Source organism: Saccharothrix sabaoui, from assembly GCF_051756985.1.
Lineage (GTDB): Bacteria > Actinomycetota > Actinomycetes > Mycobacteriales > Pseudonocardiaceae > Actinosynnema.
This window is the reverse complement of record NZ_JBPKJK010000092.1, coordinates 1-13,801: the sequence shown is the minus strand read 5'-3', so window position 1 is coordinate 13,801 and position 13,801 is coordinate 1. Positions and strand designations below refer to the sequence as shown.

At 75.6% G+C, this 13,801-nt stretch carries 10 protein-coding genes; all 10 read left to right on the top strand.

The genetic code is table 11. The features are described 5' to 3' along the window. The first annotated feature begins 13 nt into the window (after positions 1–13). From ACR807_RS25705 to ACR807_RS25660, 10 genes are read left to right on the top strand one after another with little or no spacing between them, the layout of a single operon-like run. Positions 14–616: a hypothetical protein gene (locus tag ACR807_RS25705; RefSeq protein ID WP_438923974.1), complete on the top strand. Its 603-nt coding sequence runs from the start codon at positions 14–16 to the stop codon at positions 614–616. A gap of 15 nt (positions 617–631) precedes the next feature. After that, positions 632–964 (top strand): tail protein X, encoded by a 333-nt coding sequence (locus tag ACR807_RS25700; protein WP_438923973.1) that lies wholly within the window; start codon positions 632–634, stop codon positions 962–964. Beyond that, positions 957–2,087: a hypothetical protein gene (locus ACR807_RS25695; protein ID WP_438923972.1), complete on the top strand. Its 1,131-nt coding sequence runs from the start codon at positions 957–959 to the stop codon at positions 2,085–2,087. The genes ACR807_RS25700 and ACR807_RS25695 overlap by 8 nt, the downstream gene beginning before the upstream one ends. Positions 2,088–2,097: 10 nt before the next feature. Further along, positions 2,098–2,607, top strand: coding sequence for a phage baseplate assembly protein V (locus ACR807_RS25690; protein WP_438923971.1), 510 nt, complete (start codon positions 2,098–2,100; stop codon positions 2,605–2,607). A 10-nt stretch (positions 2,608–2,617) separates the two neighbouring features. Further along, a complete protein-coding gene (locus tag ACR807_RS25685; RefSeq protein WP_438923970.1) occupies positions 2,618–2,947 on the top strand; it encodes a hypothetical protein in 330 nt (109 codons plus the stop codon). Beyond that, positions 2,944–3,312, top strand: coding sequence for a GPW/gp25 family protein (locus ACR807_RS25680; protein WP_438923969.1), 369 nt, complete (start codon positions 2,944–2,946; stop codon positions 3,310–3,312). The genes ACR807_RS25685 and ACR807_RS25680 overlap by 4 nt, the downstream gene beginning before the upstream one ends. Next, complete coding sequence (locus ACR807_RS25675; protein WP_438923968.1) at positions 3,312–6,536, top strand: putative baseplate assembly protein; 3,225 nt, start codon at positions 3,312–3,314, stop codon at positions 6,534–6,536. Before ACR807_RS25680 ends, ACR807_RS25675 begins: the two co-directional genes overlap by 1 nt. Beyond that, positions 6,533–10,375, top strand: a complete 3,843-nt coding sequence (locus ACR807_RS25670) for a putative baseplate assembly protein (RefSeq protein ID WP_438923967.1) — start codon at positions 6,533–6,535, stop codon at positions 10,373–10,375. The genes ACR807_RS25675 and ACR807_RS25670 overlap by 4 nt, the downstream gene beginning before the upstream one ends. Next, the gene (locus tag ACR807_RS25665) at positions 10,372–12,486 is read left to right on the top strand and encodes a hypothetical protein (RefSeq protein WP_438923966.1); all 2,115 of its coding nucleotides are present in this window, start codon (positions 10,372–10,374) and stop codon (positions 12,484–12,486) included. Before ACR807_RS25670 ends, ACR807_RS25665 begins: the two co-directional genes overlap by 4 nt. A gap of 14 nt (positions 12,487–12,500) precedes the next feature. Then, positions 12,501–13,796, top strand: coding sequence for a DUF6519 domain-containing protein (locus ACR807_RS25660; RefSeq protein WP_438923965.1), 1,296 nt, complete (start codon positions 12,501–12,503; stop codon positions 13,794–13,796). The last annotated feature ends 5 nt before the right edge of the window (positions 13,797–13,801 follow it).

The following is a 13,801-nucleotide window of genomic DNA, read 5'->3' as shown; positions in this document are numbered from 1 at the left end:
CATACCCAAACCGGTGCGCGCAGGCATCGTCATCGACCCCGACCAGGGCACGCGCCGCGTCATCGTGATGCAGTTCAACCCCGACACGCTCGAACGCAGCCTCGCGCCCCAGGCCTCCGGGGCCGAGCAGGGTGACCGGACCGAAGCCCTGCGCCTCAAGGGCCCGGCCATCGAGAGTTGGCGGTTCACGGCCGAGATCGACGCCTCCGACCAGCCCGACCTGCCCGGCGAGTTCGGCATCCACCCGCAGCTCGCCACGCTCGAGATGCTCGTCCACCCGACCACCACCCAGATCACCACCAACCTCCGGCTCGCGAGCCTGGGCACGTTGGAGATCACGCCCGTCGAGATGCCCCTCACCCTGTTCGTCTGGGGCGCCAAGCGGGTCATGCCCGTCCGCCTGACCGAGCTGACCATCACCGAGGAAGCCTTCGACGCCGCCCTCAACCCCTACCGGGCGACGGTGAGCATCGGGTTGCGGGTCCTCTCGGTCAACGACCTGCCGGCCGGGCACCGGGGCGCGGACCTCTACCTGGCCTACCTGTCGCAGAAGGAGCGGTTCGCCGGGGCCTCGACACCGGGACGGCTCGAAACGCTGGGGCTCCGGAGCATCTAGGAACGGGAGACGACCATGACCAACCCCGCGGACGCGATGGCCGCCGCCGTTCCTTCGCCCACGTCGTACCCGCGCGGCAGTCGGTACCACGGGGTGCCCGCGGCCGTGCACGTCATGCCGGACGGGGAGGCCGTTCCCCACCTGACCCGCAGGCTGCTCCCGCCGGACGCCGGCACGGCGGTCAGCGAGCACGAGGTGACCGCCGGCGACCGCGTCGACCTGCTCGCCCACCGCTACTACGGGGACGCCCAGGCCTGGTGGCGGATCGCGGACGCCAACCCGGTGGTCGACCCGGACGACCTGACCGAGCCCGGACGACTGCTCAGGATCACGATGCCCAATGCCTGACCTCGCCCCCGTCCACCTGACCCTGCTGATGGGCCCGCGCATCCCGGTGCCCGTGCCGCGGGAGGTCACCGACGCGCTGCTGTCCGCGCAGGTGACCGTCTCGGCGGGCCAGCGCAGCGGGTTCCAGCTGGCGTTCGACCTGTCGAAGATGGGCGTCCTGCGCAACGCGCTGCTGCCCGCCGGGTTCTTCGACCCGGAGACGCGGGTGATCCTCGTGGTCACCGTGCGCGGCGTGCCGAACGTGATCATGGACGGGGTGTGCATCCGACAGGAGGTGGGCATCAGCAACGAGCCCGGCCAGTCGACGCTGACGGTCACCGGCGAGGACCTGACCGTGCTGATGGACCTCCAGGAGAGGGAGAACCGGCAGTTCCCGGCCACCTCCCCCGCCGCGCGCGCGGCCGTGGTCATCGGGGAGTACGCGACCCACGGGATCGTGCCGGTGGTGGTGCCGGAGATCTTCCCGCAGGTGAAGGCGCCGACCGAGCAGGTGCCGTCGCAGAAGGGCACGGACCTCGCCTACCTCGACGAGATCGCCAAGGCCAACGGGTACGTCTTCTACCTCGACCCGGGTCCGGTGCCGGGCGTCAGCCGGGCCTACTGGGGGCCGGAGGTGCGGCTGGGGGTGCCGCAGCCCGCGCTGACCGTGAACTCCGACGCGTCGTCCACGGTGGACCAGTTGACGTTCAGCTTCGACGGCACCGCCCGGGAGCAGCCCGAGGTGAGCGTGCACATCCCCACCACGAAGATCTCCCTGCCGCTGCCGGTCCCGGAGGTGAGCGTGCTGCGCCCGCGCATGGCGCTCAAACCCGCGCCCGCGCTGAAGAAGACCGTCATCAAGGACACCGCGAAGAAGGACGCGCCGCAGGCGTTGGCGGAGGCGCTGGCCAAGGCCGCCGAGTCGGCCGACGCGGTGTCCGGGTCCGGGCAGCTGGACGTCGTGCGCTACGGGCACGTGCTGCGGGCGCGCGAGCTGGTCGGCGTGCGCGGCGCGGGCATCGCCTACGACGGCCTCTACTACGTCAAGAGCGTCACGCACAACCTCCAGCGCGGCAGCTACACGCAGAACTTCACCCTGGCCCGGGAAGGGCTGATCTCGCTGACCCCGCTGGTGCGGCCGTGAAGGGGAGCAGATGACCGAACCGACCAGGTACCTCGGCAAGTACCGCGGCACCGTGTCCAACAACGTGGACCCGGAGCGCCGGGGACGCATCCAGGCGCTGGTGCCGGACGTGTACGGCACGTCGCCGTCGACCTTCGCGCTGCCGTGCCTGCCGGTCGCCGGGCCGCGGATGGGCCACTACGCCGTGCCGCCGGTCGGCGCCGGGGTGTGGGTCGAGTTCGAGCAGGGCGACAAGGACTTCCCGATCTGGACGGGCTGCTGGTACGGCAGCGCGGCCGAACTCCCGGCGGCGGCCAACACGGGGCTGCCGACCTCGCCCAACACGGTCCTGCAGACCACGGGGCAGCACTCGATCGTGCTGTCCGACGTGCCCGGTGTCGGCATCACGCTGAGGACCGCGGGCGGGGCGACGATCACCGTCAACGACGGCGGGATCGTCATCAGCAACGGCCAGGGCGCGTCCATCTCGCTCGTCGGGCCGACCGTCTCCATCAACCAGGGAGCACTCGCCGTCACCTGAAGGGGGAACGATGTCGGGAAACCTGTTGCACGTCAACGCGACCGTGACGTGCCCGCACGGCGGGCAGGCCACGCTGCTGCCCGCGCGCTCGCGGGTGCTGGTCGGCGGTCAGCCGGTGGCCACGCTCGCCGACGTGCACACCGTCGTGGGGTGTTCGTTCACCCCGGGCAAACCCCAGCCCTGCACCGCGGTCCGGTGGGTCGCCCCGTCGGGGCGGATCACCCTGGACGGGCAGCCCGCGATCCTCCAGGGCTCGGTCGGGCTGTGCCAGAGCGCCGAGCAGGTCCCTCAGGGACCGCCCAACGTCGTCGTGGTCCAGCAGCGGGCGGTGGGCCGGTGAACCGCACCGACATCGCCTTCCCGTTCCGGGTGGACGGGCGCGGGCGCACCGCGGACCGGGGCTACGACGAGCACGTCCGCGACATGGTCGAGCAGCTGCTGTTCACCAGTCCCGGGGAGCGGGTGATGCTGCCGGACTTCGGCTGCGGCCTGCTCGACCTGGTCTTCGCGCCCAACAGCCCGGAGTTCGCCGCCGCGCTGCGGGTGTCGGTGCAGGCCGGGTTGCAGCGCTGGCTCGGCGACGTGATCGACGTCGAGTCGCTGGAGGTGGTCAGCGAGGACAGCACGCTGCGCGTGGACCTCGTCTACGTCGTCCGCCCCACCGGCACGCGGCGCGCCGACACGTTCGAGAGGGGGGCCGCGTGATGACCGGCAGCACCGGTGGCAGGCGGGAGCGGGTGCGCGCCCGGCACCGCAACGGCGTGGACGCCGTGGAGGTCTCCGACGACGGGCGCACCCTCACCGTCACGTTCATCGGCCGGGCCCCGCGCGGGCTGGGCGCGGAGAACATCCGCGTCGACGGCGGGCGGCGGGTCCGCGGCATCGTCGCGACCTCGGTCGAGCTGGTGGACGAGGAGGACCCGGAGCTGGACGACCGGCTGCTGGTCGGCGTCGACCGGGTCGGCGACAGCTCGACCTACCGGCTGTCGGTGGTGGAGCCGGACGAGCACGGGTTCCCCGGCACCACCCCGTACCGCCGCTTCGACCCGCGCTACGCGGGCGCCGACTTCGACTTCCGGCGGATGTGCCCGACCGACCAGGACTGCGCGCCGGACCCCGCGCCGCCCCCGCGGGCCGGTGCGCGCCCGGTCATCGACTACACGGCGCGGGACTACGCGTCGCTGCGCGGGCTGCTGCTGGCCCGGATGGCGCTGACCGTGCCGCGCTGGGTCGAGCGGCACGCCCCGGACCTCGGGGTGACCGCCGTGGAGCTGCTGGCGTACGTCGGCGACCGGTTGTCGTACCAGCAGGACGCGATCGCGACCGAGGCGTACCTGGACACCGCGCGCCGCCGCACGTCGGTCCGCCGGCACACCCGGCTGGTGGACTACGCGATGCACGACGGGTGCAACGCCCGCACGTTCGTGGTGCTGGAGGCGTGCCGCGAGGCGGTGCTGACCGCGGGCGACTTCCGCTTCCTGGCGCTGGACCTGAGCGACGTGGACCCGTTGCACCGCCCGGAGCTCGGCACGGTGGTCGGCGAGGACGTCGTCACCGACCTGCCGCCGGGCGCGGTGTGGGAGCTGTTCGAGCCGGTCGACCCCGGTGACCTGCGGCTGTGGCCGGCGCACGACGAGATCCGCTTCTGGACGTGGGGCGAGGAGGAGTGCGCGCTGCCCGCCGGGACGACCGGGGCGACGCTGCGCGACGAGTGGGTCGACCACGACCACGACCGCGAGGGAGACCGCGACGACGACCGCGACGGAGACGGGGAGAGGACCGGCGGGCACCGGCCGAGGGGGCGTGCGCTGCGCCTGCGGCCGGGTGACGTGCTGGTCCTGGAGGAGGTGCTGGGCCCGGACAGCGGCGCGCCCGCCGACGCCGACCCGGCGCACCGGCAGGCGGTGCGGCTGGTCACCGCGACCCCCGACGTGGACGAGCTCTACGACCAGCCGGTGGTCCACGTGACCTGGGACGTCGAGGACGCGACGACCTTCGCGGTGCGCCTGTCCTCGCGCGGCGGCCAGGACTGCTGCCCGATCCCGGACGTGAGCGTGGCGCGCGGCAACGCGGTGCTGGTGGACCACGGCCGGCGACTCGACGCCTGCGGCGGCCCGGTGGAGGAGTTCACCGTGCCGCCCGCGCCGGTGGTGCCGCCGACGTGCGAGCGGCCCGCGTGCGGCTGCGGCGGTGACGACCCGGCGGACCCGGTGGTGTCGCTGCTGCACGGCCTGATCGACCGGACCGCCGCCCGGGACCCGCTGACGCCGGACCAGGTGCGCGGGCTGTCGGACGTGCTGGGCGTGGCCGCGACCGACCGGGCGGGCATCGCGCTGGACCTGGACGGCGAGCGCGAGGTGGTCGTGCCCGGTACCGCCGAGGAGCAGCACCACGCCGTGCGCACGCTGTTGGCGCAGGTCGTGTACCCGGTGGTGCGGCGGCGGTTCCGGCCGGTGCTGGGCGAGGCCCCGGTGACGCAGCGGGTGCCCTTCCCGGCACCGGAGCGCGTCGCCGCGGGCCAGGCCGCGCTGCTCGCCGCGATCCCGGGACGGGTGCGGCGGTGGCTGCGGGAGCTGTGGCGGCGGGCGGCGACCGGTCAGCGGCTGACCGGTGGGCAGGTCAACGCGCTCACCGTGCTGTTCGGGCAGCGGACGCTGGCGGCGCTGCGCCTCGGCGAGCGGCCCGCGCGGGCGTTGCGCGAGCTGCTGGGCCGGTGGGACGACCTGCTGGCCGCCAAGCTGCGCCGGCTGGACGTGCTGCGGACCCGCGCGCTCGCGGGCGGGGTGCTGGACGCCGGGGTCGCCTGGGAGCTGCGGCAGAGCTGGGGCGAGGAGCACGTCGCGGGCCTGTCGCCGGACGACCCGGTGCTGCGCGGCTCGGCCGGGTCGGCGCTGACCGCGGACCCGCGCGCCGCGCTGCCCGCCGTGGTGCTGCGCGAGCACGCCGAGGACGGGGCCGAGCACGACAGGACCGAGCACGACAGGACCGGACACGACAGGGCGGAGCACGACGCGCCGGTGTGGACGCCCGTGCGGGACCTGCTCTCCAGCGGACCCCGCGACCGGCACTTCGTCGGCGAGGTGGAGGAGTCCGGGCGGCTGGTCCTGCGGTTCGGCGACGGCAGGCACGGCGCCGAACCGCGACCGGGGACGCGGTTGCGGGCGTCCTACCGGGTCGGCAACGGGACCGCCGGCAACGTCGGCGCCGAGGCGGTCAACCACCTGGTGCTGTGCTGCGGCGACCAGGGCGACGCGGTGGACCGGGTGCGCAACCCGCTGGCCGCGGTGAGCGGCGTGGAACCGGAGACGCTCGACGAGGTCAGGCAGCTCGCGCCACTGGCCCTGCGCCGGGAGCTGCTGCGCGCGGTCACGCCGGGCGACTACGCGGCGCTGGCGGCGCGCGTGCCGGGCGTGCGGCGGGCCGCCGCGCGGGGCAGGTGGACCGGCTCGGGCCGGGAGGTCCAGGTCGCCGTGGACCCGGTCGGCCGGGCCGAGGCGGACGCCGCGCTGATCGGGACCGTGGAACGGGTCCTGGCGCGGGTGCGGCGGATCGGGCACCGGGTGACCGTCGGGCCCGCCGTGCTGGTGCCGCTGGAGGTGGAGCTGGTGGTGTGCGCGGCCGAGGGCCACCAGCGCGGGCACGTGCTGGTGGCGCTGCGGGCCGCGCTGGGCGGTCGCGGGTTCTTCCACCCGGACGCGCTGACGTTCGGCGAGCCGGTGCGGGTGAGCGCGCTGGTCGCCGCGGCGGCGGCCGTGCCCGGCGTGGTGAGCGCGCGGGTGTCGGTGCTGCGCCGGCTGTTCGGCCGCGACGCCGGCGTGCCGGACAGCGGTGTGCTGCGGCTGGGACCGCTGGAGGTGGCCCAGCTGGACGACGACCCCGACCGCCCGGAGAACGGCCGGTTGACCATCGTGCTGGGAGGTGGGCGGTGAGCGGTTGCGGTTGCGGTGACTGCCGGGCGGCTGCGGTCGCGCGGACCCCGCTGGAGGTCTACACCCCACCCGGCCACGCCGCGCTGACGCGCCGGGTCGGCACGCACGCCGAGTTCCTCGCGACGGCGCTGGCCCGGCTGGCGAGCCCGGCCTACCCGGCGCTGAACGCGCTGACCGTGCGCTCGACCGACGACCCGGCGATCGGGCTGCTGGACGCCTCGGCGGTGCTGAACGACCTGCTGACCTTCTACACCGAGCGGATCGCCGGCGAGGGCTACCTGCGGACCGCCACCGAGCAGCGCTCGCTGGCGCTGCTGGGCCGGCTCGTGGGGCACCTGCCGCGGCCCGGCGTCGCGGCGGGCACCTACCTGGCCTACGCGGTGGACGCCGACCCCACGCCGGGCCGGGACGCGGAGGCGCACGTCCCGCGCGGGTCGCGGGCCCAGAGCGTGCCCGGTCCCGGTGAGGAGCCGCAGGCGTTCGAGGGCGTGGAGGACCTGGTGGCCCGCCACTCCTGGAACGACCTGCGGGTGCGCACGCGCAGGCCGTACCAGCTGACCAGGCAGGACCTGGCGCGGCGGCGGGTGGTGCGGGTCGCGGGCGTGACGACCAACGTCAAGCCGGGCGACCGGCTGCTCTGGGTGTTCGGCAGCGAGGCGGGCCGGCAGGAGCTGGAGGTGGTGGCCGACGTGGTGGTGGACCGCGAGTCCGACACCACCGCCATCGGCAAGCCCGCGCTGGTGCTGGAGGACCTGCGCACGCTGCGCGGCGCCCTCCAGGCGTACCTGGACGAGCTGTTCGCCGAGCCCGACGAGGTGATGCGGCGCAGCGTCATCCTCCGGCGCTTCGTGGACGGGGTGCTCCGGCCGCTGCGCGAGGACCTCGGCCGCGACCCGGACGACCCCGGCGAGCTGCCGACCCCCACCGACTACGCGGAACGCCTGGCCGCGGACCTGGCGCGGCTGGACGAGGCACGCGCCGTGGCCGAGCACTACGCGCACGTGCACGCCTGGCTGGGCGAGCGGCGGGCCGCGCTCGTGGAGCAGCACGACAAGGCGCGCGGCCTGGAACCGCCGCAGCCGGAGGAACCCGGCCTGCACGAGGCGCTCGGCCTGGGCAGGCCGCGCAGGGCCACCGGGGAGCACGGGCCGACCGGGGAGCACGGCTCGGGCGCGCCGCCGCCCGACCGGGAGCCCGGGTCGGCGCTGCTGGGCCTGGGCGCGCTGCTGGGCGCCCTGCGCACCCCGCCCTCCCGTTCACCGGACAACGCGGGCCGGCTGCGCCGCGACGTCCGCGAGCTGTACGCGTCCGGGTCCGACCTGGCCGCGCGCCTGCTGACCGCGCTGGACCGGCGGCTCGCCGACGCGCTCTACCCGGCGTGGCGGCAGGTCGACCTGAGCGCGCCGCGGGCGCTGCGCGAGCTGCTGGCCATGCGGCAGGTGGCCACGCCGTTCGCCGCCACCGCCCCGCTGAACCCGAACCCGCCGGCGGGCTCCCCCGCCAGACCGGCCGAGTGGGAGCTGGACGCGACGCAGCGGTTCACGGTCACCGCGTTCTACGACGCCGCCGAGCAGCCGGACCCCGACCCGGACCCCGACCCGGGACCGGCGGCCGACCCCGTCCCCCGGGACACGCCGACGTCGGCCGAGCTGGTCTTCGAGCTGGACGCCAACGCCTGGCGCGACGTCGTCGACGACCTGACCACCGACGGCGAGCGGGACTTCGGGCCGGGACGCGTGGCGCACGCCGTCGGCGCCGACGGCGCGGTGACCCTGCGGACCGAGGCGCACCTGCCCGAGCACCGGATCACGCTGTCCAAGGTGGACGCGGCCGACCGGGTCGCGGTCACGATCCCGGACCTGCTCGCCGAACCGGTCCGGCTGGCCCCCGACGACGAGCAGCGGCGGCAGCGGCGGGACCCGCGCACCGAGCGGCTGATCGAGGTCACGCTCACCCGCAAGCCCGCGTCCGCCGACCGGCCGCTGCCCGCGGTGTCGGTCACCATCGCCGGCAAGGCGCCCGTCCCGGCCACCGTGCTCACCCTGGACGCGGTGTACGACGGCGTGGGCGTCGGCGGCTGGGTGGTGGTGGAGCGACCGCGCAAGACGGGTGCCACGCCCGGCGCACCCGGCCTGGCCCTGGTCACCGCCCGGGTCACCGGTGTGCGCACGATCGCCAAGCAGGGTTTCGGCATCAGCGGCAAGGTGACCGAGCTGGTGCTGGACCGCCCGTGGCTCGACGCGCGCGACACCCGGCTGTCCGACGTCCGCGACACCACCGTGTACCTGCGCGGTGAGCCCCTGACCCTGGCGGAGGACCCGATCACGGACGACGTGGGCGGTGCCGTCGTCGAGCTGGCCGACCTGCACGAGGGGCTGGCGCCGGGCCGCCGGCTGGTGGTCACCGGCGAGCGCACCGACATCCCGGGCAGGCCGACCGGCGTCCCCGGCACCGAGCTGGCCATGATCGCGGCCGTCACGCAGGACCACGACGAGGCGGTGCCCGGCGACCGCGTGCACACCACCCTCACCCTGGCCGTGCCGCTGGCGTACACCTACCGGCGGGAGACTGTGCGGATCAACGCCAACGTGGTGCGCGCGACGCACGGCGCGAGCCGGGACGAGCCGATCGGCAGCGGTGACGCGAGCGTGCCGGGTCAGCGGTTCCTGCTCCGCCAGGGGCCGCTGACGTGGCTGGCCTCGGACGACCCGCGCGGCGCGGAGAGCACGCTGGAGGTGCGCGTGGACGGCGTGCGCCGGCGCGAGGTCGACAGCTTCGCCGGGCGCGGCCCGACCGAGCGCGTCCACACCACCCGCCCCGGCGAGGCGGGCTCGCTGGTGGTGGCGTTCGGCGACGGCGTGCGCGGCGCGCGGTTGCCCACCGGCGTGGAGAACGTCCGGGCGCGCTACCGCGTCGGCCTGGGCGAGGCGGGCAACGTGGGCGCGAACCGCATCACCCAGCTCGCGACCCGGCCGCTGGGCGTGTCCGGGGTGACCAACCCGCTGCCCGCGCACGGCGGGGCGGACCCCGACGACGCGGGCCTGCTGCGCCGCCAGGTGCCGCTCGGCGTCACCGCGTTCGACCGGCTGGTGTCGGTGGCCGACCACGAGGACTTCGCGCGGGCGCGGGCGGGCATCGGCCGGGCCTCGGCGCGGCAGCTGTCCGACGGGGCGCGGCAGGTCGTGCACCTGACCGTGGCCGGGGTGGACGACATCGCCCTGTACGACGACTCGGACATCGTCACGACGCTGCGCGCGGCGCTGGCCGCCCACGGCGACGCCGGACCGCCGGTGCGGGTGGCGGTGCGCGAGCTGGTGCTGCTGGTCGTCGCGGCGGACATCGGGGTGCACCCGGACCACCGGTGGGACGTGGTCGAGCCCGCGGTGCGGGCGGCGCTGCTGGACCGGCTGGGGTTCCGCAACCGGGAGCTGGGGCAGCCCGCCCACCTGTCGGAGGTGCTGGCGATCGCGCAGGCCGTGCCGGGCGTGGACCACGTGGACGTGGACGCGTTCGCGGGTGTGCCGGGCGGCATCACCCCCGCCGGCCTGGACGACCTGGTGGCGTCGCTGACCGCGCCGCGCACGACGGTGCCCGCGCGCAAGGCGGTGTTCGACGAGACCCGCTACCGCGTGCCGGCCCCGGAGACGCTGACCGCGGTCGCGGCCAAGCACGGCATCGCGGTCCGCGAGCTGCTGCGGCTCAACCCCGGCATCACCACCGGGGACCTGTTGGCACCCGGCTCCTCGGTGGTGGTCTTCCGCGGTGTCCGGCCGGCGCAGCTGGTCCTGCTCTCCCCCGCCGTGCCGGACACGCTGATCCTCAAGGAGGCCCGGCCGTGAGCCGAGAACCCGACCGCCTGTTCGACCTGCTGCCGCAGTTCCACCGCAGGCGCGACGCCGAGACCGGCGGGGCGCTGCGGGCGCTGCTCGGGGTGATCGCCGAGCAGGTGGACCTGGTCGAGACCGACCTGGAGCAGCTCTACGACGACTGGTTCATCGAGACCTGCGCGGACTGGGCGGTGCCCTACCTGGGCGACCTGGTGGGCTACCGGGCGCTGCGCGGGTACGAGGAGGCCGTGGCGGGCGGCGGTGCGGCGGCCCGGCTGCTGTCGACCCGACTCGCCCCGCGCGCGGACGTGGCGGCGACGGTGACCAGCAGGCGGCGCAAGGGCACGCTGCCCCTGCTGGAGGACATCGCCCGGACGGTCGCGGGGTGGCCGGCGCGGGCGGTGGAGGTCGGCCCGCTGCTGGCGGGCTCGCAGCCGGTGCGGCTCTACCCCGACCGGCCCGACCTCGCCGACGCCCGGCAGCTCGCCGCCCCGGGCCGCACCGCCGACCTGCGCCGGGGGGCGGACCTGGACCAGCTCGGTTCGCCGTTCGACGGGGTCGCCCGCACGGCGGGCCGGGCGCGCACACCGGCCGTCGTGGGCCTGCACGCCTGGCGCCTCGAGCCGCACTCCGTCACCCGCGCACCCGCCTACTGCGTCGACCGGGCGCGCAACCTCTACACGTTCTCCATCCTGGGCAACGACACCCCGCTGGTGACCAGGCCGGTGCCGGAACCGTCGCCCACCCACCTCGCCACCGCGGAGAACGTGCCGGGCTTCATCACCCGCCGCGCGCTGCGGGACCGGTTGGCCGACCACTACGGGCCGGGCAAGAGCTTCGAGGTCTTCCGCGACGACGAGGACTCGCCGGTGCCGCCGGTCGACGTCGTGGTCGCCGACCTGTCCCGGTGGCGGTACCGGCCGCGACGCCGGCAGGTGGTGGTGGACCCGGTGCTGGGGCGGATCGCGTTCGGCGCCCGGTGCGCGCCCAAGCGCGGCGTGTGGGTGACCTACCACCACGCGTTCAGCGACGACACCGGCGGCGGCGAGTACCCGCGCGACCGCCCCGAGCGGCCCGGCGCGCGGGTGTACCGGATCGGCCCCGACGGGGACGAGACCGGGATCATGGACGCCTACCGCCGCTGGCGGCGGGAGAAGGAGGCCGGGGAGGCGCCCGCCGACGCGGTCCTGGAGATCACCGGCAGCGTCGCGTTCCAGGAGCAGCTGGAGTTCGTGCTCGACCGCGGCGACCGGCTGGAGGTCCGCGCGGCCGAGGGGGCGCGCCCGGTGATCCGGCTGCTGGACTGGTACAGCAACCGGCCGGACGCGCTGATCATCCGGGCCACCGAGGACGACGACCGCCACGACCCGGACGACCGCGGCCGTCCGGGACCGCCCGGCGTGGTGCTCGACGGGCTGCTGGTGACGGGGCGCGGCGTGCACGTCAGCGGGCCCGTGGGCCGGGTGGTGATCCGGCACAGCACGCTCGTGCCCGGGTGGACGCTGGAACCGGACTGCGGCCCGGTGCGACCCGAGGAACCCAGCCTGGTGGTGGAGAGCCCGGCGGTGTGCGTGGAGGTCGAGCGCAGCGTCATCGGCACGATCCTGGTGCTGGGCGACGAGGTGCGCACCGAGCCGATCGGCATCCACCTGTCCGACAGCGTCCTGGACGCCACCGGCCGGGACCGCGAGGCCCTGTCCGGCCCCGAGTGCTCCCACGCCCACGCCGTGCTGTCCGTCCACCGGACCACGGTCATCGGCGAGGTGCACGCGCACGCCGTCCGGATCGGCGAGGACAGCGTCTTCCACGGGCTGCTGCACGTCGCCCGGCGCGGGATCGGGTGCCTGCGCTTCTGCTCCGTCGCACCGGGGTCGCGCACGCCCCGGCGGTACCGGTGCGACACCGGGCACCGGCCGCGCTTCGCGAGCACCCGGTACGGCCGGCCCGACTACGCCCAGCTCGCCGCCGGGTGCCCGCGGGAGATCGCCCGCGGCGCCGAGGACGGGGCCGAGCTGGGCGCGTTCCACGACCTGTTCCAGCCCCAGCGGGAGGACAACCTGCGGGCCCGGCTGGAGGAGTTCCTGCCCGCGGGCACCACCGCGGCGATCGTCTTCGTCTCCTGAGGAAGAGGTGTCCCGTGCACGGCGACTTCTCGAAACTGGGCTTCCGGCCCGAGCGGCGGTACTCCGCGGTCCTCGCCCAGCAGGGCAGGCTCCAGCTGGACTCCGACGCCAACGAGCAGGTCCTGCTCGACCTGCACCGCGCGCGCACGCTCGCCGCCGACCTGATCGGCCGGCACGGCGGCCCCCGGGACGCCCTGGGCTTCGGCGTCGCGCGGGTCGCCGAGAGCGACCCGGCGGACCTGACCATCTCCCCCGGCCGCTACTACGTGGACGGCGTCCTGGTCGACGCGACCCGCCCGGACGCGGGCAGGGCGGTCGGCGACGACGAGGCCGCCGCGCCCCGGCCGTGGACCTACTGGGACCAGCCGGACGCCCACCTCGACCGGGAGGGCGAGGACGACGGGCTGCCGGACGCGGCGTTCGTGGTCTACCTCAGGGTGGTCGAGCGGCTGGTCACCCACGTGCAGGACCCGGCGGTGCGCGAGACCGCGCTGGGCCCCGCGCTGCTCGACACCGCCGCGCGGCTGAAGGTGGCGTGGCAGGTGCTGGCGGTGCCGGGCGGGCTGGACGACTACGAGGAGGAGGTGGCCGCCTGGCGGTCCACCGCCCTGCTCGCCGCCCGCACCGAACGCCCCTCCCGGGCCGACGACGACCCGTGCCTGGCCGCGCCGGACGCCCGGTACCGGGGCGAGGAGAACCAGCTGTACCGGGTGGAGGTGCACACGCCGGACGCGTTCAAGTGGTCGAGGGAGAACGGCTCGGTCGTCTTCGGCGTGGCCGAGGTGGGGGACGGCGCGATCACCCTCACCGACCGCGGCCGGGACGGCAAGCTCGACCTCGACCTGGGCGACTGGGTGGAGCTCCTGGACGACGCGTACGTGGCGCGCGACGAGCCCGGCCCCCTGGTGCGGGTGACCGACGTGGACACCGAGCGCCTGCGGGTGGAGGTGGACGGCGACCTGCCCCCGGACGTCGGGCGGAACGCCGCGAAGCACCCCTTCCTGCGCCGCTGGGACCAGCGGACCGCCACCGTGCCCCTGCGGACCGGTGAGTGGCTGGACCTGGAGGACGGCGTGCAGGTCTGGTTCGCCGAGGGCGGCAGGGCGGTCCGCGGCGACCACTGGCTCATCCCGGCCCGCACCCTCACGGGGGACGTGGAGTGGCCGGCGGACTCCTCCGACCGCCCCCTGCTGCGCCCGCCGCAGGGCGTGGTCCGCCACTTCGCCGCCCTGGCCGTCGTGAACGGCGGCACCGTCCAGGACCTGCGCAACGCGTTCCCCCCGCTGGGCGCCCCGGTGCGCGGCAGGTGACCCGG

Excerpts from the sequence above, each read along its gene's own strand:
- ACR807_RS25675 (WP_438923968.1), top strand. The coding sequence starts at position 3,312 with ATGACCGGCAGCACCGGTGGCAGGCGGGAGCGGGTGCGCGCCCGGCAC.
- ACR807_RS25685 (WP_438923970.1), top strand. The coding sequence starts at position 2,618 with ATGTCGGGAAACCTGTTGCACGTCAACGCGACCGTGACGTGCCCGCAC.
- ACR807_RS25695 (WP_438923972.1), top strand. The coding sequence starts at position 957 with ATGCCTGACCTCGCCCCCGTCCACCTGACCCTGCTGATGGGCCCGCGC.
- ACR807_RS25690 (WP_438923971.1), top strand. The coding sequence starts at position 2,098 with ATGACCGAACCGACCAGGTACCTCGGCAAGTACCGCGGCACCGTGTCC.
- ACR807_RS25700 (WP_438923973.1), top strand. The coding sequence starts at position 632 with ATGACCAACCCCGCGGACGCGATGGCCGCCGCCGTTCCTTCGCCCACG.